This window comes from Streptomyces sp. NPDC005761 (genome assembly GCF_040630635.1).
Lineage (GTDB): Bacteria > Actinomycetota > Actinomycetes > Streptomycetales > Streptomycetaceae > Streptomyces.
This window is the reverse complement of the sequence record NZ_JBEXXX010000024.1, coordinates 45292-66832: the sequence shown is the minus strand read 5'-3', so window position 1 is coordinate 66832 and position 21541 is coordinate 45292. Positions and strand designations below refer to the sequence as shown.

General features: G+C 70.1%; 18 protein-coding genes. 5 read left to right on the top strand and 13 right to left on the bottom strand.

Going from position 1 to position 21541, the window contains the following annotated elements:
- The first annotated feature begins 24 nt into the window (after positions 1-24).
- Together ABZ434_RS22020 and ABZ434_RS22015 are read left to right on the top strand one after the other, a co-directional pair.
- A complete protein-coding gene (locus tag ABZ434_RS22020) occupies positions 25-1671 on the top strand; it encodes a sensor histidine kinase (protein ID WP_359139350.1) in 1647 nt (548 codons plus the stop codon).
- Positions 1668-2348 (top strand): response regulator, encoded by a 681-nt coding sequence (locus ABZ434_RS22015; RefSeq protein ID WP_359139347.1) that lies wholly within the window; start codon positions 1668-1670, stop codon positions 2346-2348. Before ABZ434_RS22020 ends, ABZ434_RS22015 begins: the two co-directional genes overlap by 4 nt.
- A 15-nt stretch (positions 2349-2363) precedes the next feature.
- Here ABZ434_RS22015 and ABZ434_RS22010 read toward each other — a convergent pair whose 3' ends face one another.
- Positions 2364-2780: a helix-turn-helix domain-containing protein gene (locus ABZ434_RS22010; protein WP_359139344.1), complete on the bottom strand. Its 417-nt coding sequence runs from the start codon at positions 2778-2780 to the stop codon at positions 2364-2366.
- A gap of 105 nt (positions 2781-2885) precedes the next feature.
- Here ABZ434_RS22010 and ABZ434_RS22005 point away from each other — a divergent pair, with 105 nt between their 5' ends.
- Entirely contained in the window at positions 2886-3248 is a 363-nt protein-coding gene (locus ABZ434_RS22005) for a DoxX family protein (protein WP_359139341.1), read from the top strand.
- A gap of 35 nt (positions 3249-3283) precedes the next feature.
- Here ABZ434_RS22005 and ABZ434_RS22000 read toward each other — a convergent pair whose 3' ends face one another.
- From ABZ434_RS22000 to ABZ434_RS21975, 6 genes are all read right to left on the bottom strand, one after another.
- A complete protein-coding gene (locus ABZ434_RS22000) occupies positions 3284-4876 on the bottom strand; it encodes a cation acetate symporter (RefSeq protein WP_359139339.1) in 1593 nt (530 codons plus the stop codon).
- Positions 4873-5316 (bottom strand): DUF485 domain-containing protein, encoded by a 444-nt coding sequence (locus ABZ434_RS21995; protein ID WP_359139474.1) that lies wholly within the window; start codon positions 5314-5316, stop codon positions 4873-4875. Before ABZ434_RS21995 ends, ABZ434_RS22000 begins: the two co-directional genes overlap by 4 nt.
- 131 nt (positions 5317-5447) lie before the next feature.
- Positions 5448-6119 carry a response regulator transcription factor gene (locus ABZ434_RS21990; RefSeq protein WP_359139337.1) on the bottom strand — a complete coding sequence of 224 codons (672 nt, stop codon included), beginning with the start codon at positions 6117-6119 and terminating at the stop codon, positions 5448-5450.
- Positions 6116-7282, bottom strand: coding sequence for a histidine kinase (locus ABZ434_RS21985; RefSeq protein WP_359139334.1), 1167 nt, complete (start codon positions 7280-7282; stop codon positions 6116-6118). Before ABZ434_RS21985 ends, ABZ434_RS21990 begins: the two co-directional genes overlap by 4 nt.
- Positions 7279-7797 (bottom strand): DUF1453 domain-containing protein, encoded by a 519-nt coding sequence (locus tag ABZ434_RS21980; RefSeq protein WP_359139331.1) that lies wholly within the window; start codon positions 7795-7797, stop codon positions 7279-7281. The genes ABZ434_RS21985 and ABZ434_RS21980 overlap by 4 nt, the downstream gene beginning before the upstream one ends.
- A gap of 156 nt (positions 7798-7953) precedes the next feature.
- The gene (locus ABZ434_RS21975; protein ID WP_359139328.1) at positions 7954-10074 is read right to left on the bottom strand and encodes a DNA topoisomerase IV subunit B; all 2121 of its coding nucleotides are present in this window, start codon (positions 10072-10074) and stop codon (positions 7954-7956) included.
- A gap of 433 nt (positions 10075-10507) precedes the next feature.
- On the opposite strand from ABZ434_RS21975, the gene ABZ434_RS21970 reads away from it, so the two are divergent.
- A complete protein-coding gene (locus ABZ434_RS21970; protein ID WP_024489001.1) occupies positions 10508-10741 on the top strand; it encodes a hypothetical protein in 234 nt (77 codons plus the stop codon).
- A gap of 103 nt (positions 10742-10844) precedes the next feature.
- On the opposite strand, the gene ABZ434_RS21965 is transcribed toward ABZ434_RS21970, so the two are convergent.
- The 6 genes from ABZ434_RS21965 to ABZ434_RS21940 form a co-directional block, all read right to left on the bottom strand.
- Positions 10845-11675, bottom strand: a complete 831-nt coding sequence (locus tag ABZ434_RS21965; RefSeq protein ID WP_359139325.1) for a serine protease — start codon at positions 11673-11675, stop codon at positions 10845-10847.
- A gap of 136 nt (positions 11676-11811) precedes the next feature.
- A complete protein-coding gene (locus ABZ434_RS21960) occupies positions 11812-13362 on the bottom strand; it encodes an RNA polymerase sigma factor (RefSeq protein WP_359139320.1) in 1551 nt (516 codons plus the stop codon).
- Between the two features lie 323 nt (positions 13363-13685).
- Positions 13686-14546 (bottom strand): FadR/GntR family transcriptional regulator, encoded by an 861-nt coding sequence (locus tag ABZ434_RS21955; RefSeq protein ID WP_359139471.1) that lies wholly within the window; start codon positions 14544-14546, stop codon positions 13686-13688.
- A gap of 181 nt (positions 14547-14727) precedes the next feature.
- Positions 14728-16569, bottom strand: coding sequence for an ABC transporter ATP-binding protein (locus ABZ434_RS21950; RefSeq protein ID WP_359139317.1), 1842 nt, complete (start codon positions 16567-16569; stop codon positions 14728-14730).
- A 206-nt stretch (positions 16570-16775) separates the two neighbouring features.
- Complete coding sequence (locus tag ABZ434_RS21945) at positions 16776-17540, bottom strand: NUDIX domain-containing protein (protein ID WP_359139315.1); 765 nt, start codon at positions 17538-17540, stop codon at positions 16776-16778.
- A 250-nt stretch (positions 17541-17790) separates the two neighbouring features.
- Positions 17791-19101: a DUF4192 family protein gene (locus ABZ434_RS21940; protein ID WP_359139313.1), complete on the bottom strand. Its 1311-nt coding sequence runs from the start codon at positions 19099-19101 to the stop codon at positions 17791-17793.
- 111 nt (positions 19102-19212) lie between these two features.
- On the opposite strand from ABZ434_RS21940, the gene ABZ434_RS21935 reads away from it, so the two are divergent.
- Positions 19213-21384 carry a RecQ family ATP-dependent DNA helicase gene (locus ABZ434_RS21935; RefSeq protein ID WP_359139310.1) on the top strand — a complete coding sequence of 724 codons (2172 nt, stop codon included), beginning with the start codon at positions 19213-19215 and terminating at the stop codon, positions 21382-21384.
- Positions 21385-21541: the final 157 nt, after the last annotated feature.

The following is a 21541-nucleotide window of genomic DNA, read 5'->3' as shown; positions in this document are numbered from 1 at the left end:
GGAATGCCCTTTACCGTTTGCACGATGAGCGCCCCACCGCCCACGGCCGGAAGGCCGCGCCGGCTCGGCTGGCCCCAGCGGGTCTTCTCGCAGGTACTGCTGATGCAGCTGGCCATCGCCACCGGCGTCACCGTACTCGCCACCGGCCTCTTTCTGGCACCCCTCAGCGCACAACTCGACGACCAGGCCATGCGCCGGGCCCTGTCCATCGCGCAGAGCACAGCCGCCCAGCCGCAGATCGCCGAGGCGCTGCTCACCACGGATCCGGCGCCCCGGGGCCCCGTTCAGACCGCCGCCGAGCGGATCAGACGTGCCACGGGCGCCGAGTACGTCGTCGTCATGGACCGCCATGGGGTGCGCTGGTCGCACCCCGATCAGGCCCGGATCGGGCGGGTCGTGTCGACCGATCCCGGAAAGGCACTCGCGGGGCGGGACGTGATGGAGATCGACAGCGGCACGCTCGGTCGCTCGGCCCGGGGCAAGGTGCCGTTGCGAGACGACTCCGGGCACATAGCCGGTGCGGTCTCCGTCGGCATCGCTTACGACAACGTCCGCGCCCGGCTCCTCGCGGCGATTCCCGGCCTGTTCGCGTACGCGGGCGGCGCTCTGGCCGTGGGTGCGCTCGCCGCCTACCTGATCTCCCGGCGCCTGCAGCGGCAGACCCACGATCTCGCCTTCTCCGACATCGCCGCGCTGCTGACGGAGCGCGAGGCGATGCTGCACAGCATCCGGGAAGGGGTTGTGGCGCTCGACCGCAGCGGCCGCATACGCCTTCTGAACGATGAGGCGCAACGACTGCTCGGGGTCGGGCCCGAGGTGTCTGGCCGCGCGCTGGCCGAGGTGTTCGGCACCGGGCGGACCGCCGGTGTGCTGGCCGGCGACGTGGCGGGCGAGGACCTGCTGACCGTCCGCGGCAGCCGGGTGCTGCTCGCCAACCGCATGCCGACGGCCGACGGAGGAGCGGTCGTCACCCTCCGCGACCGCACGGAGCTCGAACACCTCGGCCGCGAACTCGACTCCACCCGCGGCCTGATCGACGCGTTGCGCGCCCAGGACCATGAGCACGCCAACCGTCTGCACACACTCCTCGGCCTGCTGGAGCTGGAGCTCCACGAGGATGCGCGGGAGTTCGTCACCGAGGTCGTCGGGGTCCACCGGGCCACCGCGGAACAGATCACCGAAAAGGTCCATGACCCGCTGCTCGCCGCGCTGCTGGTCGGCAAGGCAACGGTCGCCGCGGAGCGTGGTGTGGCCCTGCGCATGGCTCCCGGAAGTCTGCTTCCGGACCGGCTCGTCGATCCACGCGGGCTGGTGACGATCGTGGGCAACCTGGTCGACAACGCCCTGGACGCGGCCGCCGGATCGGCCGGTTCCCTGATCGAGGTGGGTCTGCGCGCCGAGGGCCGTACGGTGGTGCTGCGGGTCCGCGACAGCGGTGCCGGGGTCCCGCCCGCACAGCGTGAGTCGATCTTCACGGAGGGCTGGTCGACCAAGGACCTACCGGCGCACGGCAAGCGCGGCCTCGGGCTCGCGCTGGTGCGGCGGCTGGCCGAGCGGCAGGGCGGCAGCGTGGCGCTGGAGGCGGCCGACGAGGGCGGCGCCCTGTTCGCCGTCGTACTCCCCGAGGCCATGACCGAAGCGGAATCCGACAAGGCGGGAGCGGCGCAGTGATCGAGGTCCTGGTCGTCGACGACGACGTCCGAGTCGCGCGGATCAATGCGGCCTACGTCTCGAAGGTCCCCGGCTTCCGGGTGACCGCCCAGGCGCACTGCGCCGCCGACGCGCTCGCCGCGGTCGAGGCGAAGCCGGTGGACCTGATCCTGCTGGACCACTACATGCCCGACCGCAGTGGGCTGGCCGTGGTGCGGGAACTGCGCAGCCTCGGCCACCGCACCGACGTGATCATGGTGACGGCGGCGCGCGATGTCGCCACCGTCCAGGAGGCCATGCGCCAAGGTGCCCTGCAGTACCTGGTGAAGCCGTTCACCTACGCGGGACTGCGGACCAAGCTGGAGGCGTACGCCGCGTTGCGAAGCACCCTGGAGAACGGCGGCGAGGCGGAGCAGAGCGAGGTGGACCGGCTCTTCGGCGCCCTGTGGGCGGCCGGCGAGCCCGATCTGCCCAAGGGCCACTCGACCACGACGGCCGAACTCGTCCGCGACGCGCTCCGCGGCGCCGGCGGCCCGCTCTCCGCCCAGGAGATCGCGGAGAGCGCCGGGATGAGCCGGCAGACCGCCCAGCGCTACCTGAAGCTGCTGGAACGGTCGGGACGCGTCCGGCTGACCCTGCGCTACGGCGAGACCGGGCGTCCCGAACACCGCTACGCGTGGGTCACCGGCAGCCGATGACCTGGCGTCGGGGCTCTACGGCTCTTGGCGGTCCGCAACGTGGGCTGCCCGAGGCTCGGGGTGTTCCGAGTCGTAGGCGGTCTGGCTGAGCTCGATGCCGGGGTTGTTGTCGACCGCCCACTCCGCCAGCTTCACGGCGGGCTCGATCAGGGTGCGTCCACGCGCCGTGAGTTCGTACTCGACCCGCGGCGGGACCTCGGGGAACACGGTGCGGGAAACCAGGCCGTCCCGCTCCAGGTGCCGGACCGTGCGGGTGAGCATGCGCTGCGAAATGCCGGGGATGCGCTGCTGGAGCTCGGTGAAGCGCATGCGTTCGCCGTCCAGGGTGGCGACGACCAGCAGGGTCCACTTGTCACCGATGCGGTCGAGGATGCCCCGGATCGCCCGGCCCCCGTCGCCCCGGATGAGGCAGCTGTGGCGGTACTTCGACATCGGCGCCCCCTGTTCGCAACGCACACCTGTGTGCCTTTTGTAAGCGTTCCGATAGTCACCGATCATGTGCTTACTTACAAGTCGTAACCATGACGGAGGACGACAATGGAGATCGCCTACTGGATCGTCGCCGGGCTCCTGGCGGCGTTCTACCTCTACGCGGGTGGCAAGAAGGTTGCCCAGAGACAGGAGCAGCTGGCCCCCATGATGGGCTGGGTGGACACGGTTCCGATGTGGCTGGTCCGGGTCATCGGCATCGTCGAGATCCTCGGTGCGGCCGGTCTGGTGCTGCCGCCGCTCACGGGAATCGCGACCGTCCTCGCGACGGTGGCAGCCCTTGGCCTGCTCGTGCTCCAGGTGCTCGCAGCCGTACTGCACCTGTCCCGGAGCGAGGTCCGGGAAACGGGTCTCAACGGCGCCCTCATCGTGCTCGCCGCGGTGGCCGCATGGCTCGCAACGACCTGGTGAGGTGGGGGCGGGCGGGGCGGTGAGCCCTTGTCCGGTCACACGGCACCGGCTCCCGTCAGCGCACGCACCTCGGTCTCCGCATGCTTGGCCTCGTCGGCCGGCTCGGCCGAGGTGACCGTGCCGATCCAGCCGGCCAGGAAGCCCAGCGGGATGGAGACGAGACCGGGGTTCTCCAACGGGAAGAGCTGGATGTCGACCCCGGGGAACAGGGAGGTGGGGCTGCCCGAGACGACCGGGGAGAGCAGGACGAGCACCACAGCGGGAACCAGACCGCCGTAGACCGACCAGACCGCCCCGCGCGTGGTGAACTTCCGCCAGAACAGCGAGAAGAGCAGCACCGGCAGGTTCGCCGAAGCAGCGACCGCGAAGGCCAGACCCACCAGGAATGCCACGTTCAGGTCCTGGGCGAGCAGGCCCAGTCCGATGGCGGCCACCCCGATGCCTGCCGCGGCCACCCGGGCCACGGCGACCTCGCTGTACTGCCGGGAGCCCCGTCGCCTGAGTGAGGCGTACAGATCGTGGGCGACGGAGGCGGACGAGGCGAGGGTGATACCGGCGACCACGGCGAGGATGGTCGCGAAGGCCACCGCGGCGACCACGGCGAACAGAATCGTTCCCCCCGTCGAGCCCTCACCGCCGCCGAGGACCAGGGCGAGCAGCGGAACGGCCGTGTTCCCGGCGGGGTTCGACGCGCGCACCTCGGCCGAGCCGACCAGCGCCGCTGCTCCGAACCCGAGCACGATCGTCATCAGATAGAAGCTGCCGATGAGGCCGATGGACCAGACGACGGACCTGCGGGCGGCACGGGCCGTGGGCACGGTGTAGAAGCGCGACAGGATGTGGGGAAGGCCCGCCGTGCCGAGCACCAGGGCCAGCCCCAGGCTGATGAAGTCGACGCGCGCCGTCCAGCTCCCGCCGTAGCGCAGTCCGGGTGAGAGGAACTCCTTGCCGTGACCGCTGCGGCCGGCGGCGGAGTTGAGCAGCTCGTTGAAGTTTCCGTGGAAGTGGACCAGGACCAGAACGGTGAGCACAACGGTGCCCGCCATCAGCAGTACGGCCTTGACGATCTGGATCCAGGTGGTGGCCCGCATGCCCCCGAGGGACACGTAGACGACCATGAGCGCCCCGACACCGATGACCGTCCAGGACCGTGCGGCGCCGCTCGTTCCACCGAGGAGCAGGGCGACGAGACTGCCCGCCCCCACCATCTGCGCCACCAGGTAGAGCACGGAGACGGTGACGGACGACGTCCCTGCCGCGATCCGGACCGGGCGCTCCGCCATGCGGGCCGCCACCACGTCGGCAAGGGTGAACCGCCCGCAGTTGCGGACGAGTTCCGCCACGAGCAGCAGGACGACGAGCCAGGCGACCAGGAAGCCGACCGAGTAGAGCATGCCGTCGTATCCGTAGAGGGCGATCACTCCGGAGATGCCGAGGAACGATGCAGCCGACATGTAGTCACCGGCGATGGCGAAACCGTTCTCCATGGGCGAGAACAGCCGGCCTCCCGCGTAGAACTCCTCGGCCGATCCCTGCCGGTTGCGGCCCACCCAGGTCGTGATGCCGAGGGTGACCGCGATGAAGGCGCTGAACAGCAGGAGCGCCAGGGTCTGGTGGTTCCCGCTCAACGCCCGATCCCCCGCGTCATCTCCTGGGTGTCCCAGCGCAGATCGAGCGCGGCGCGGTCCCTTCGCAGCCGCGCGTGCCGCGCGTACGCCCCCGTGAGCAGGAACGTGGTGAGGAACTGCCCCAGTCCCGCGACCATGGCGACGTTGACCGCTCCGGCCACCGGGCGGGCCATCAGGCCGGGTGCGGTGACCGCCGTGACGACATAGGCGAGGTACCAGACGAGGAAGGCGGCAGTGGCGGGGACGACGAATCGCCGGTACCGGCGGCGCACTTCCTGGAAGGCCTCGCTTCGCTGGACCTCCAGATAGATCTCCGCGGCGCTGTGGCCGCGCCCCGGTGCGACGGGGCCGGGTACCGCGACGGGCGCGAAGCTTCCCGTACCGTCCAGCTCCCCCCATCCGGATGCCAGTGCGTCGTACCACGGGTCATCGAGCCGCATCCCTGCGGCTTCGCGCCCTGCTTCCTTCTCCACCGAACAACTCCCCTTGTCCACGGACCACTTCGGCCGCGTACCCAAGAATGGGCAGATCGGGAAGATCCCGGGCACTTCATTCCCCGGACTTCACCTCTTCAGGTGAAGGTTGACCCGGGCGGCTGTGCGATCCCTCGAACGTACGCATAACGGACCGCCTGGGCCCGGTCGCGAAGCCCTCCCTTGGCGAACAGGTTGTTGATGTGGCTCTTCACGGTGGCCTGCGAAATATGGAGGCGACGGGCGATCTCCGCGTTGGACATCCCCTCGGCGATCAGGACGAGCACTTCGGCCTCCCGGGGAGTCATCCCGTCGGGCAGCTCCGCTCCACCGCTCCTCGGCCGCGGCCCCTCGGTGACCTGCTCCACCAGACGGCGCTGAATGGTGGGCGAGAGTCCCGCCTCGCCCGAGAGCACGGCCTGGATGGCCCGCACGATCTCGTCACCCCCGGCGTCCTTGGTCAGGTAGCCACGGGCTCCCGCCCGGAGTGCCGGAAAGAGCGATTCGTCGTCGGCGAAGGTCGTCAGAACCACGACCTGCGTGCCGGGAAAGCCGCTGCGGATGCGGCGCGTTGCCTCCACGCCGTCGCAACGGGGCATCCGCAGGTCCATCAGGACGACGTCCGGGGCGTGCTCGGCCACCAGGGCGACGGCCTCCTCCCCGTCCTTCGCCGATCCGACCACCTCGATCCCGGGCAGCAACCCCAGCAGCATCACGATTCCCTCGCGCACCACCGACTGATCGTCGGCGACCACCACCCGCGCGTTCACGCGGGTACTCGCAGACTCACCACGAACCCCTCCTTGCCGGGACCGGCCTCCAGGCTGCCGCCCAGCAGTTCGGCGCGCTCCCTCATCCCCGGCAGACCGTAGCCGGAGCCACTGACAGCGAGCTCTCCCCCGGCCCCGTCCCCACCCGAATCACTGACCTCCAGAGCGACTGCGTCCCGTTCGTACTCCAGCCTGATCAGCACCCTGGCCCCCGGCGCGTGCTTGCGCACATTGGTGAGCGCCTCCTGCGCCACGCGCCGGACGGTCTGCGAGGCCTCTGCGGTCAGAGGCCGCTGCTCGCCCTCCACCCTGACCTCGACCGGCTCGGCCCCCACCAGCTGCCGCAGGAACTCCTCCACGGGCGAGACTTCACCGCGCAGGGCCGAAAGTGCCTGCCGGGTCTCGGCAAGCCCCTCACGGGCCATGGAACGGGCCGCGACCACCCGCTGCAGGACCTGGTCCCGGAACTCCCCCGCCGGCTCCCTCTCGATCAGCAGGCGCGCCGCCTCCAGGTGCACCAACTGCGCCGAGAGGCTGTGCGCGAGCACATCATGGATCTCCCGGGCGATCCGGGCCCGCTCGTCCAGCGCGGCCGTCTCGGCTTCCGCCACCCGCGCCGCCCGCTCCTGGGCGAGGAGGCGCTGCGCGCTTCCACGGGCCTCGGCGTCCAGACGCAGCACGTACCCCGCGAGGCAGAGCCCGGCCGTGGTCACGGCCGTGGTCAGCCAGTCGTCGGTGTTCACCACTGCGTAGGCGATGAGCGCCACAGCTGTGCACGGGACACCTACGGCAAGTGGAAGCCGCTCCAGCGCGGTGACGGCGCAGCCGCACCAGAGCACCGTCGCGGGAACGTCGGCCCCTGCCTGCTGCGCCCCGAACGCCGCGAGCATCAGCAGGAACAACAGGCCGAGCGACGGCCACAGGCGGTTTTTCAGGCTGGCCCTGAAGAAGGCCACGGCGACCGCGGCGCAACCTGCCACCCCGGCGAGGCCGGCCACGATCTCCCACGGGCCGGACGGGCCGTCCGTGAAAGTCCCCCACAGCATCAGGGTGATCAGCCCGGCCGTCCGCACCACCCGGCCGACAACGGTCCGTGAGCGGGTACGGGTCTCCCGCGCGAGCGCCTCCTTCGACGGCCAGCTCGTCCAGGCAGCGGCAGTCACACACGCTCCTTCCACACCGGCCGGCAAGCCGTGCCTTCGACGGGACCACTGGACGGCTCGGGTATCTCCGAGGCCCGGCGGGTCAGGACGGCGCTGCGCACCAGCAGGGTGGCCGCGAGAGCCGTCATCAGGGAGGGCCCGCCCTGATGTATGCCCATGGCAGCGGCAAGCCCGTACAGGCCCGCTCGCAGGATGAGGCCCGCGCACCAGACGCAGGCGGTCGCCCTGGTGCCCTTGCCCCAGAGGGTCCCGTCCTCCGTGCGCCAGAGCCGGGTGGTCCATGCCCAGCCGGCACCGGTGACCAGACCCACGACCAGTTCGGCGCCCAGGACGACGACGGACAGCGCCGCATGGCGCGGATCCACGAGTCCGGGTTCGCGCAGTGCCATGACCAGCAGCAGGCCCGGGAGGACCCACCAGCGGCGGTCGCCCGGGATCTGCTGCGCCGAGCACTGGCGGACCACGACGAGAGCGATGACCACGACGATGACCAGGACATTGACGGGCCCGGGCATGGGCGCCTCCGAGTAGCGGGAAGTGCTGACACTTCGACGCTACGGAAACGGCCCGCGCGGCGGATCGGCTCAGGGGTGGATCACGGGTGGAGCCGTTGTCTCCACCCGTGGATGGAGACAACGGCTCGGTCCGGCGCCATGCCGGGGACGACGCGGTCAGACGTCGATGCGGGAACGGTCCAGCGTGGCTGCCGAGCTGGTGATGAACTCCTTGCGAGGCGCCACTTCGTTGCCCATCAGCAGGTCGAAGACCTTCTCCGACGACTCCAGGTCGCCGATGTTGATCCTCCGCAGGGTGCGGTGGCGCGGGTCCATGGTCGTCTCCGCCAGCTGGTCGGCGTCCATCTCCCCCAGACCCTTGTAGCGCTGGATCGAGTCCTTGTACCGGACGTTCTTCCGCTGGAGCTCCAGCAGCCGCTGGCGCAGCTCGTTGTCCGAATACGTGTAGATGTACTTGTCCTGCCCCTTCTTCGGCTGGACCAGCTCGATCCGGTGCAGCGGGGGCACCGCGGCGAAGACGCGCCCCGCCTCGACCATGGGACGCATGTACCGCTGGAAGAGCGTCAGCAGCAGGATGCGGATGTGGGCCCCGTCCACATCGGCGTCGACCAGCAGGACGATCTTGCCGTAGCGGGCGGCGTCGATGTCGAAGGTCCGGCCGGATCCGGCTCCTATGACCTGGATGATCGCCCCGCACTCGGCGTTCTTCAGCATGTCGGAGACGGATGCCTTCTGAACGTTGAGGATCTTGCCGCGGATCGGCAGCAGCGCCTGGAACTCGCTGTTCCGTGCCAGTTTCGCGGTGCCGAGCGCGGAGTCGCCCTCCACGATGAACAGCTCGCTGCGCTCCACGTCGTCACTGCGGCAGTCGGCGAGCTTCGCCGGCAGCGAGGAGGACTCCAGGGCAGTCTTGCGACGCTGCGCATCCTTGTGCTGACGGGCGGCGATCCGGGTACGGGCGGCTGCCACCGCCTTCTCCAGTACGGCCCTGGCCTGGGCTTTCGCATCCCGCTTGGTGGAGGTCAGGAACGCCTTGAGCTCCTTGGCCACGACGTTGGCGACGATCCGATTGGCCGCGGAGGTACCCAGTACCTCTTTCGTCTGCCCCTCGAACTGCGGCTCCGCCAGCCGTACGGTCACGACCGCGGTCAGGCCCTCCAGCGCATCGTCCTTGACGATGTCGTCCTCGGCGACACGCAGCATCTTCGCGGACCGGAGCACCTCGTTGACCGTCTTGGTCACAGAGCGCTCGAAACCGGTCACGTGGGTGCCGCCCTTGGGGGTGGCGATGATGTTGACGAAGGACTTGACGACGGTGTCGTAACCGGTGCCCCAGCGCAGCGCGATGTCCACCCCGAGCTCGCGGGTGACCTCGGTCGGGATCATGTGGCCCCGCTCGTCCAGGACCGGCACGGTCTCCTTGAAGCTGCCCTGCCCCGTCAGCCGCTGGACGTCGCAGACAGCCTTGTCCTGCGCCAGGTACTCGCAGAATTCGCTGATGCCGCCGTCGTAGTGGAAGGTCTCCTCGATGACGGGCGCGCCGTCGATCCCGCGCTCGTCGCGGACGACGAGGGTGAGGCCGGGGACCAGGAACGCCGTCTGACGGGCGCGCTGGTACAGCGTCTCCAGGTTGAGCTTCGCTTCCTTCAGGAAGATCTGCCGGTCGGCCCAGTACCTCGTGCGGGTGCCCGTGCGGGTCTTCGGGATCCGCTTGGTCTTGCGCAGCCCGTTGGCGGGATCGAACGGGCTCTCCGCCCCCTGCTCCGTGAAGATGCCGGGAACGCCGCGGCGGAAGCTGATCGAGTGCGTCGAGCCGTTGCGGTCGACCTCGACGTCCAGGCGCGCGGAGAGCGCGTTGACGACCGAGGCGCCCACGCCGTGCAGACCGCCCGAGGCGGCATAGGAGCCGCCGCCGAACTTTCCGCCCGCGTGCAGCTTCGTCATCACGACCTCGACGCCGGAGAGCCCCGTCTTGGGCTCCACGTCGACCGGGATGCCGCGCCCGTTGTCACGGACCTCGACGGAGGCGTCCTCGTGGAGGATCACCTCGATGTGGTCACCGTAACCACCGAGGGCCTCGTCGACGGAGTTGTCGATGATCTCCCAGAGGCAGTGCATGAGGCCGCGGCTGTCGGTGGACCCGATGTACATGCCGGGGCGCTTGCGAACCGCTTCGAGCCCCTCGAGTACGAGCAGGTGCCGCGCGGTGTAGTTGGAACCGTCTCGGTCTGCTCCGGTCAGCAGCGCAGTGGACGGCACGGACGTATCGGCGGTCACGCGGTTCGCTCCTCGCTGAATTTCATTTGGGGCCCAGTGGGTAACGGGCTCGGCTTCGGTCGCCGCTGAGAGGGTACCGAGGCCTGGTAGAGCGGGTGTACCGCCACCCTCGGAGAACCCTCACACTAGTCCAGCCTCGCATGCACGTTCGATCACTCCTTGGAGTGACGCGCACATCACGTTCCCTTCCAGGCATGAACCATTTAGGCTCCGGGCACGTCCTCATGAACAACCGGCAAGCCAGCCGGCGGGACCGACCGAGACAAGCAACGCGAAACCGTAGCGCCACGCAATACGGCACATTCGCCGCGAACCGGCAACAGACAGCCATCCTGAGAAGAAGTTTCGAAGAAATGCCACGAGCGGGAACGTTTTCGGCCTGGTTGGATGTTGACCCTGGTACGACAGCTCGTCGAGCTAGAGAAGAGGCGACGTGACTACTGTTCTGACCCCCGCGAGCCCGCTGACCGCAGCAGACCGCTGTGACCGTTGCGGCGCCCAGGCCTACCTGCGCGTCGTCCTGATCAGCGGCGGTGAACTGCTCTTCTGCGCCCACCACGGTCGCAAGTTCGAGCCGGAACTCAAGAAGATCGCCGCGGAAATACAGGATGAGACGGACCGACTGACGGCCGTGCAGGCCCAAGCCGCCGAAGAGGAACAACACTGACACCTCGCATCCACGACGAGCCAGGGGCCGGTCCCGCACCGGCCGACGGGCGGCTTCCCACGTGGGAAGCCGCCCGTTCTCGTACTCGCTCAGCCGCCGCGGGTCAGCCTGCGGCCTCCATCCACTCGATGGCGGCGGAGATCCGCGTGTAGACGCCCGGGCTGCCCGCGCGACCGCACCCGCTCCCCCAGGACACGAGGCCCACAAGCCGCCCCTGGGCCACCAGGGGCCCTCCACTGTCCCCCTGGCAGGCGTCGTACCCGCCCTCGGGTTCGCCGGCGCAGAGCATCGCGGAGGCGTCGTACGTGCCGTTGCTGCCCCCCGGGTAGGCCTGCTCGCAGGAGCTGTCCGGGAGTACCGTCACCCCTGCAGACCGGAGCGACGACGCGTAGTCACCGTTGCCCGTCGTATCGCCCCATCCGTAGACCACCGCGGCGGTACCCGGGTCGTACGCGGAGTCACCGGCCCCGGCCATGGGGATCACGCTCTGTTCGGGCAAGGCCTCGGCGAGGGTGAGCACCGCGACGTCGCCGCTGTTGGTGGCGGCGTCGAAATCGGGGTTCACCCACGTCCCGCTCACTGCGATCTCCTTGCCGTCGGTGCCGTTCAGCTCGTCGCGGCCCGAAATGATCCGCAGATCACGCACCTGGCCCACATCGACACCCAGCGCTTCCCGGTTCAGGCAGTGCGCGGCCGTCAGCGCCTTCTTGGGTCCGACGACGACGGCTCCGCAGAACTGGCCGGCGCGGGTACCCCCGAACCGGTCACGGCTGGAGAGCGCCACCACCCACGGACTGTCCTTGACGTGAGCGGGCTGGCCGCCGATGACGATGCTGTCCGCGGCTGCCGGGGCAGGCGAGGCGAGCGGTATCACAGCCGTTGCGGCAGTGAGGGCGAGCGCCCCGGTCATGGTGCGGACGACGGTACGGGACATACGTACTCCTGACTCTGTGATGAACGGTGTCCACCCAGAGTCATTCCGCCGACCGCAACCCGCACCTGCACCCGCACATGGGCCGAGGGCCCGGATCCCCACGGATCCGGGCCCTCGGCCGATGTGACCGGGCGACCTAGTCGAGATAGTCGCGCAGGACCTGCGAGCGCGACGGGTGGCGCAGCTTGGACATCGTCTTGGACTCGATCTGACGGATGCGCTCACGCGTCACGCCGTAGACCTTGCCGATCTCGTCCAGCGTCTTCGGCTGCCCGTCGGTGAGACCGAAGCGCATGGAGACCACGCCCGCCTCACGCTCGGACAGGGTGTCGAGCACCGAGTGCAGCTGCTCCTGGAGGAGCGTGAAGCTGACCGCGTCGGCCGGAACGACCGCCTCGGAGTCCTCGATCAGGTCACCGAACTCGCTGTCCCCGTCCTCACCCAGCGGGGTGTGGAGGGAGATCGGCTCACGTCCGTACTTCTGGACCTCGATGACCTTCTCGGGGGTCATGTCGAGCTCCTTGGCCAGCTCCTCCGGGGTGGGCTCACGGCCCAGGTCCTGGAGCATCTGACGCTGCACGCGCGCGAGCTTGTTGATGACCTCGACCATGTGCACCGGAATACGGATGGTGCGGGCCTGGTCGGCCATGGCGCGGGTGATCGCCTGACGGATCCACCAGGTGGCGTACGTGGAGAACTTGTAGCCCTTGGTGTAGTCGAACTTCTCGACGGCACGGATCAGACCGAGGTTGCCCTCCTGGATCAGGTCCAGGAAGAGCATGCCGCGGCCGGTGTAGCGCTTGGCCAGCGAGACCACGAGACGGAGGTTGGCCTCCAGCAGGTGGTTCTTGGCGCGGCGGCCGTCCTCGGCGATGATCTCCAGCTCGCGCTTGAGCTTGGGAGCGAGCTTGTCGGAGTTCGCCAGTTTGTCCTCGGCGAACAGACCCGCCTCGATGCGCTTGGCGAGCTCGACCTCCTGCTCGGCGTTGAGGAGCGGGACCTTGCCGATCTGCTTCAGGTAGTCCTTGACCGGGTCGGCCGTGGCGCCGGCGACGGCGACCTGCTGCGCAGGCGCGTCGTCCTCGTCGTCGTCGGAGAGGACGAAGCCCTTGTTCTCGCCCTCGCCCTCCTCTTCATCGCCCTTACCGGCCTTGACTTCCTCGGCCGCGTCATCGCCGTCGAGGATCTCGTCGTCCTGCTTGCCGGCCTTCTTGGAGGCGGTCTTCTTCGCCGCCGTCTTCTTCACGGCGGTCTTCTTGGCAGCCGTCTTCTTGGCTGCCGCCTTCTTCGCAGGTGCGGCCGCAGCGGCGTCATCGGCCACCGCGTCCACGGTCTCGGCCGACGCGGCGGCGGTGGCCGCGACGGTCCGCGTCACGGTCGTCTTGGCCGCGACGGTCTTGGTGGCGGTGCGCTTGACCGGGCTCTTCGCTGCGACGCTGCTCTTGCGGGCGCGCTTCGACGGCTCCGCGGCACTGACCATCAGCGTCACACCCTCTTCCTCGAGGATCTGGTTGAGGCTGCGCAGAACGTTCTTCCACTGGGTTGGCGGAATCTGGTCAGCCTCGAAGGCCCGACGCACGTCGTCGCCGGCGATCTGCCCATCAGCCTTTCCCCGCTCGATGAGCGCCATGACAGATTCGGACTCGGCGATCTCCGGCGGGAGCGTACGGGATGTGCTGGCCGACACGAACAACCTCTCGGAACGATGGAAACGGCTTCCGGCCCGGCCCTGAGAGGGCTGGAACCGACGACCGTCGGGCTGGGAATGTACCGACGGCGCGGGCTAGGCCTCAGAACTGCACAGCGCACTGAACGGCTGCTGTATTCCTTCCGCGGCGGTCACCTCTTAAGTCATCGCGCTGTTTCGAGGAGTGTTACGCCCAATCCGCGTGGCCCGAGTCACACCTCAATTGCGACGAACGAGACCAGGAGTGACATCCCTCCACAATTGTGCCGCCGGACCTCGGGGGCCCGACGACACATGGCCCGTACACCGTGACCGCGCCGCGGTCAGTGCTCGCGCGGCGCAGGCACCACTCGCTCCACCTGGACCACGAGCAGCTGCCGCATGGCCGCTTCGGCACCCGCGGAGTCGCCGGTCGCAAGGGCGTCGACAATGCGGGCGTGATGGCCGAGGGACGCCTCGTTGGGCCGGTCACAGCCGGTGACCGGCCCGCCCGAGACCTGAAGCGCGGCCGAAACGATGCCGGAGAGGTGCTCCAGCATGCGGTTCCCCGCGGCCTGGATGAGCAGGGAATGGAACTCCGCATCGGCACGGGCGCAGGTGATCACGTCCCCCTGTCCGAGCGCGTGTCCCATGATCTCGACCATGTCCCCGAGCCTCTGCTGGAGATCATCACGCTTGTGACCGGCTGCCAGCCGGGCGGCAAGAGGCTCGATCGTCCACCGGAGCTCAGCCAGCTCGCGGCGCTGGTCGTCGCGCTGCGGGCCGTACGCACGCCATTCGATGATGTCGGGGTCGAGCAGATTCCAGTCACTGACCGGACGGACCCGGGTGCCCACATTGGGCCGGGCGCTGACCAGGCCCTTGGCCTCCAGTACGCGCAATGATTCCCGGACGACGGTGCGGGAGACCTCGAATCGCTGGCCGATCTCCTCAGGCACCAGGGGCCGGTCGGCGCCGAGGTCGCCGGAAACGATCATCTGACCGAGCTGCTGAACAAGTTGGCCGTGCAGGCCGCGGCCCCGGCTGGCCGATCCCCTTCGGCCCACACGGCCGAGCTCGGTATCGGGATCACCCCAGGACCGGACGGCGGCACGCTCGCCGGCCGGCGCGTCCGCGTGGGTGTATCGGTCGAGTTCGCCCGGGCCGGCGAGGCCGGTGTCGGCGGTGCGGGCGGCGGTCATCATGGTGTGCGCAAGGGTACTCACGCATCCTTTGTCGGCGCGGCTCAGCCACCCCTTGAGGTCTTTGGTGAAAAGCACACGAAAGGGTGATCGGCACCCGCCTCCCAATTGACGCCTTTTTGGTATAAAGCGGGCATTTCTCATGGAGTTGTGGATCTCGGCAGGCTCAGATTCTCTCCGGCGATCACCAACGCACTCTGCCGCGAAGGCTCATGAACAAATACGCGCAGACAAGGACCGACAGCGACAGGGTCAGGGCGGTGCCCACGGGGTGCGCCACCACCCGCACCAAGGCCATGACCCACCGGTCGGCCTCATGCGGCCACTGCAGCCAGGCCAGTTCCCTGAGCCGGCCCGGGAGTCCGCTCACCGAACGGGTGGTGGGCGCCTTCGGCATCGCCTGGATGAGCGGAACCATCAGCACGGGGACAGCCAGTACGGCGGCTACGCCCGCCGCCGTCACACGGAAGATCCCGGCTGCCAGCAACCCTGCCCAGGCACAGCCGACCGTCAGGCCGGACCAACTGACGGCCAGCGAAACCGCATTCGAAGGAACCCGGACCAAGTCCCCGCCGTACGCGAGGCGGAGACATTCGGCCGAGGTGAGCACGACGAGCAGCGCAAGCGACAGCGCTACGCCCGCCGAAACGGCCAGCTTGGCGAGGAGCAGCCCGAGCCGGCGCGGCACGGTCCCACGGCCGGCGGCGAGCGCGGGGTAGCGGAACTCGTCGCCGAAGGACAGGGCGCCGAGCAGTCCGGCGCCGAGCGCGGCGGGCGGCAGCGGCAGCAGCGAAGGCCAGGCGACCAGTACGTGCGGCAGCGGGGTACGGCCGTTGCGGGCGAGCACGAGCGACAGGGCGGCCGAGGCGACGAGAGTGGCGGCGACGATCAGAGTCGTGGTCCTGACGCCGAAGAGACGGCGCAGTTCGTAACGCACCGGGCGCAGCGGGCCGCGGGCCGGACGCCGCCTGATCGGCGGCGGCGACTGCGCTCCGCCGGAGTCCACGGCGGGGCGAGTGACGCGCTCGGGGCCGCCTGCGGCGTCCCCGGAAGCAGCTCCGAACACAGCGGCCCCCTGGGTTTCACCGGCCTCCGCCGGGGCGCCGCGGCCGCCACCGGGGAGGCGGTCATGGTGAGGCGCGGAGACGGAACCGGCGTCACCGACCTCGTCGGCCAGCTGATGCACGGGCAGCCCGTGGCGGAATGCCGCGTCCCCGATCTCGGCACAGCTGCTGCCGTAGACGGAGAGCCGGCTGCTGCTCGCCTCGGTGACGACTTCGACGGAACGCCGTGCGGCGCGCGCCTCGCGGCTGACGACCGCGGCGAGGCGGGCAGCGTGCGGGGAACGGACCGCGACGCGGGGACGCAGACGGGTGCGGGAGAAGTCCGCGGCGACCTGATCGGCGACGAGCCTTCCGGAATCGATGGTCACCACATGGCCGGCCGACCGGGCGGCTTCCCTGGGATCCTGCGTGGTGTACAGGACCGTTCCGCCACGATCGGCATGGGACCTGAGCATCCCGTGCAGCCAGTCCGCCTCCCGCGCACAGAGGCCTTCCACGGGTTCGTCGAGGATCAGTGTGTGCGGGTCGGCGAGCAACGCGGAGGCGAGCGCCAGTCTGCGGTCCATGCCCAGGGAGAGCGTGCCGATGCGCTGGTCCTTCAACCCTGCGAGGCCCACGGAGTCGAGCAGGTCGTCGGCCCTGGACGCGGGCACTCCCGCAGCGGCGGAGAGCATGCGGAGCTGCCCGCGGACCGTGCGGGCCGGGTGCCCCGGCACCTCCCCGAGCAGCACGCCCACTTCCCGGGCCGGCTGGGCCACACGATGCAGGGGCCTGCCCCGGAAGTACGTGATGCCACGCCCCGGCTCGAGCTCGAGCATCAGACGCAGGGCCGAGGTCTTGCCTGATCCGGGCGGGCCCAGCAACGCCGTCACACAGCCGGATCCCGCTTCGAACGTGAGGTCGTCCACGGCGGGCCGCTGTCCGCGGTGGCGGGTGCTGGTGAGTCCGATGACCTGGAGCATCGCTTCTCTCGCAGGAGGTGAGGCCGCTCGACGGCAGAAGGTACCGCAGCACGATAACCCGACATATCGGACTTTTCGCGCAAGGCTCGGTACACGGCGCTCCGATGGCCCCGTACCGACGAGGCCTGCGGAACAGCACGGGAATCAAACGTGGGTCAGGACCGCAACGCACCCGCGGCGGGCCCTCGGCGGCCGGACCGCAACGCTCAGACCTCGGGCCGCAGCATCGGCGGGTTGAGCACGGTGGCCGATCCCGACCGGAACAACTGGGCGGGACGGCCGCCCTGCCTGGTGGTCGTGCCGCCGGCCGGCACCAGGAAGCCGGGCGTGCCCGTCACCTTGCGATGGAAGTTCCTCGGGTCGAGCACCACGCCCCACACCGCCTCGTACACCCGGCGCAGCTCGCCGACGGTGAAGGTGGGCGGGCAGAAGGCGGTGGCCAGGGAGGAGTACTCGATCTTGGAGCGGGCCCGTTCCACCCCGTCGGCGAGGATCCGGGCGTGGTCGAAGGCCAACGGTGCCTGCCGTTCACCGTCCCGCCCATAGCCCCCCTCAGGCCCGAGCAGGTCGTCGACGGGTGCCCAGCGGGCGCTGTTCGCGTCACCGCCCGCCCGCGGAGCGGGCAGATCAGGGGCCAGCGCGAGATGGGCGACGCTGACGACCCTCATACGCGGATCTCGCGCGGGGTCCCCGTACGTGGCGAGCTGTTCGAGATGGGCGCCGTTGCCGACCACCGGGTTCGCCGGGTCGTGCGCACACAGGCCGGTCTCCTCGACGAGCTCGCGCGCCGCTGCGGCGCCGAGGTCCTCGTCGGCCCTGACAAAACCGCCGGGCAACGCCCACCTGCCCTGGAACGGTGTCTCGCCTCGGCGGACCACGAGGGCACAGAGCGCGTGACGGCGCACCGTGAGCACGACCAGGTCGACCGTGACAGCGAAGGGCGGGAAGGTCGACGGGTCGTAGGGCGGCATGCCGTGATCATAGTCGTCTGCCTGACGATAAACACTCCCTTCGTGAGGCTCTTCATCGGCCGTCGCGCCCCCGGCGGGACCCGGGCCGCGGGGCCCGGGCCGCGGGGCCGGGATACGCGAGACCTGCGGCGCGGTGCCGCACACCGCGAGGCCGGGGCCCCGCGGTGCCGCACACCGCGAGACCCAGGACTCGGTTCCTGCACACCGCGAGACCCGGGGGGCGGTGCCGGGGTCCGGCACCGCACCACTCTCATCGTCCGGTCCTGGTCCCGCGTCGGCCCTGAGCGGGCAACTGGCCGGTCCGGCGTCGGCCGGCCGTCGTGCCGGGCCGGGCGGAGCCGGGCCGCGTCCGACGTCGGCCGACCGCCTGGGATCGCGCGGAACGGGCGGAACGGGCCCCCGCGACCCGTCCCGTACCGTGACCGCGCCGCACGGTCCGCGTGCCGCGCTCCCCGCGCAGGCAACGTCGCAGCGTCTCCGGATCAAGGCCCTGGTTGCAGGCCTCGTGCAGCAGCTGGGCGAAGGTGTACCCAGGATCCAGCCGCAGGGCGAGACCCAGCGCCACCCTCGCCGCCGGCTCGTCACCGGTCGACCACGAGACCCAGCCCGCCAGGGTGAGCGGCGCCGCCGCATGCTCCTCGTACGGTGCGACACAACGACGCGCCAGTGCCCGCCACAGTCTCAGCGCAGGCTCCGCGTCCGGTCCTTCCATCCACTCAGCGGCCCTGTCCCGGGTCTCCCGGTCCTGAAGCCCGAGGATCACCGCGGCCGCCTCCTCATGGCTGATCAGCCGGTCGTCGTTGAGGTCGGACAGCGAAGGCGTCGCCGCCGGGGCCTGGCCGAGACGTTCCATGAGCCGCCGGGCAAGCTCCAGCGTGGCGCCGCCGACCTCCCTGCGGCTCTCCTCGTCGAGAAGTTTCGGCACCAGGGCGGACCCGGCCGCGTCCAGGGCCCTTTGCTGTTCCCCGCCTGCCGCACTCGGCTGAGGGGCCAGCCTGGACTCCATCTCACGCAGAGATCCCCGCACCTGGATGCCGGCATAGGCCGCCGCCGCGGCCATCACGGAGGTGCCCGGCATGGCCAGGGGATTTCCGTCGGCCGGGCAGCAGCGGGCGTCGGGACAGACGTAGGACCAGAACCTGCCGCCAGAGATGCAGAGCGCTTCGAGCACCGGCACGTCCAGCGCCCCGCAGGCGGTCCGCAGCCGCTGAGCCAGGGGCCGCAGACGCTCCATGGTCTGATGGCCCGTTTCCCCTTCGGCCGGATCCTGGCAGAGGAAGACCACGATCGCGTCGGGTCGGCCTCCGCGCCGCTCGCTCCCCTTGATCAGGCACTCGGCCAGCTGCTCGGCCACCGATGGCCACTCGTGCGCGGACTGCGGGATGCCGAGCCTCAGCCGCCCGCCGAAACGGCCGCGGCCGCCGTGCAGCGCGACCATGACCACGCTGTCGTTCGGATGGAATCCCATGAGATACGGGAGGGCGTCGGCCAGCTCCGCGGGCCCTCGCAAGGTGATCTGCTGCTCGTCGGACGGTCCGGTGGATTCGTGGTGCTTGTTCATGGGATGACCGTCCCCCGGCCGGACAATTTCCGCGACCCCCTGTGGATAACTTATCCACAGGTACCGCGCGGTCGTTCGCGGTTTGTCGTACCCATCGGGTTGCATGGGGGCATGACCAACGCAGACCGTGCAGAGCTCAGGGCTTCGGCCGATTCCGTACTGGCACGACTCGTCGGGGACGCCTCCGGCACTGCCCGGCTGCGCGAGGACCAGTGGCGGGCGATCGAGGCACTCGTCGCAGACAAGCGCCGTGCGCTGGTCGTCCAGCGGACCGGGTGGGGAAAGTCCGCCGTGTACTTCGTCGCCACCTCGCTGTTGCGCGCGCAGGGCAGCGGGCCGACCGTGATCGTCTCGCCGTTGCTGGCACTGATGCGCAACCAGGTCGCAGCCGCGGCCCGGGCCGGAATCAGTGCGCGGACGATCAATTCGTCCAACACCGAGGAGTGGGACACCGTGCAGGCCGAGGTGGCCGCGGGTGAAGTGGATGTGCTGCTCGTCAGCCCCGAGCGGCTCAACAATCCCGACTTCCGGGATCAGGTCCTGCCCAGGCTCGCCGCGGCCACCGGACTGCTCGTGGTCGACGAGGCACACTGCATCTCCGACTGGGGCCACGACTTCCGCCCCGACTACCGGCGGCTGCGGACCATGCTCGCCGATCTGCCCGCGGGTGTGCCGGTCCTCGCGACCACCGCCACGGCCAACGCCCGCGTGACAGCGGACGTCGCGGAACAGTTGGGGACCGGAGCGGGGACGGACGCGCTCGTCCTGCGCGGCCCGCTGGACCGGGAGAGCCTCAGCCTGGGTGTCCTGCAACTGCCCAATGCCGCCCACCGGCTGGCCTGGCTCGGCGACCACCTCAAGGAGCTCCCCGGTTCGGGGATCATCTACACCCTGACCGTCGCGGCGGCCGAGGAGATCACCGCCTACCTCCGCCAGTGCGGGCACACCGTCGCCTCGTACACCGGCCGTACCGAGAACGCCGACCGGCAGCAGGCCGAGGACGATCTGCTCGCCAACCGTGTCAAGGCGCTGGTCGCGACCTCCGCGCTGGGCATGGGATTCGACAAGCCGGACCTCGGCTTCGTCGTCCACCTGGGCTCGCCCTCCTCCCCCATCGCCTACTACCAGCAGGTGGGCCGTGCGGGCCGCGGCGTCGAGCACGCCGAGGTGCTGTTGCTCCCGGGCAAGGAGGACGAGGCGATCTGGCAGTACTTCGCGTCGGTCGCCTTCCCTCCTGAGGAGCAGGTCCGGCGCACGATCGATGCGCTCGCCCAAGCCGGCCGCCCGCTCTCGCTGCCCGCTCTGGAACCTCTCGTCGACCTGCGGCGCACCCGCCTCGAAACCATGCTCAAGGTGCTCGACGTCGACGGAGCGGTCCGCCGGGTCAAGGGCGGCTGGATCGCCACGGGAGAGCCCTGGGTCTACGACGCCGAGCGATACGCCTGGGTGGCGCGCCAACGGGCTGCCGAACAGCAGGCGATGCGCGACTACGCGACAACGGACGGCTGCCGGATGGAGTTCCTGCGCCGCCAGTTGGACGACGAGGAGGCGACGGCCTGTGGCCGTTGTGACAACTGCGCCGGAGCCCGCTTCGACGAGGCCGTCTCCACGGCCGCCCTGGACACCGCGCGGGGCGAGCTCGGCCGCCCGGGCGTCGAGGTGGAGCCCCGCAAGATGTGGCCGACCGGTCTCGCCGCGGTGGGAGTCGACCTGAAGGGCCGGATCCCCGCGGGCGAGCTGTCCGGGACCGGCCGGGCACTGGGCCGCCTCTCCGACATCGGCTGGGGCAACAGGCTGCGCCCCATGCTGGCCGCGCAGGCGCCCGACGCTCCGGTGCCGGACGATGTGGCCGACGCCGTGGTGACCGTGCTGGCCGACTGGGCCCGGGGCCCGGGCGGCTGGGCGCCCGGCGCGGCGAACGCCGTCCCCCGGCCGGCCGGCGTCGTCACCATGGCCTCCCACAGCAGGCCCCAGCTCATCCAGTCCCTCGGCAGCCGTATCGCGGAGGTCGGACGGATGCCTCTGCTGGGCAGCGTCGGCCATCTTCCCGGAGCAGACGCGGCCCGGATCTCGCAGACCAACAGCGCCCAACGGGTCAGGGCACTGCACGAGAGGCTCGTCGTGGGGCCCGAGCTGGCCGATGCCCTGGCAGCGGTGGACGGTCCCGTCCTGCTCGTGGACGATCTCTCGGACACCGGCTGGACCCTCGCCGTGGCAGCGCGGCTCCTGCGGCGGGCCGGAGCGGACGCCGTGTTTCCGCTGGTCCTCGCTGTTCAGGCGTGACAGGTGGCGTCATCCGGTGCCGGACTGGGCAGGGATATCCGTGTCATTCCGGCTGATTACCGTCAGCTGCGCCAATTGCTCGTTGCCGCCCGCCGATACGCCAGGAAGAATTGGACTCGCTCCCCGCACGGTCTTCTCGCGGGCCCGGAAGGGCTGT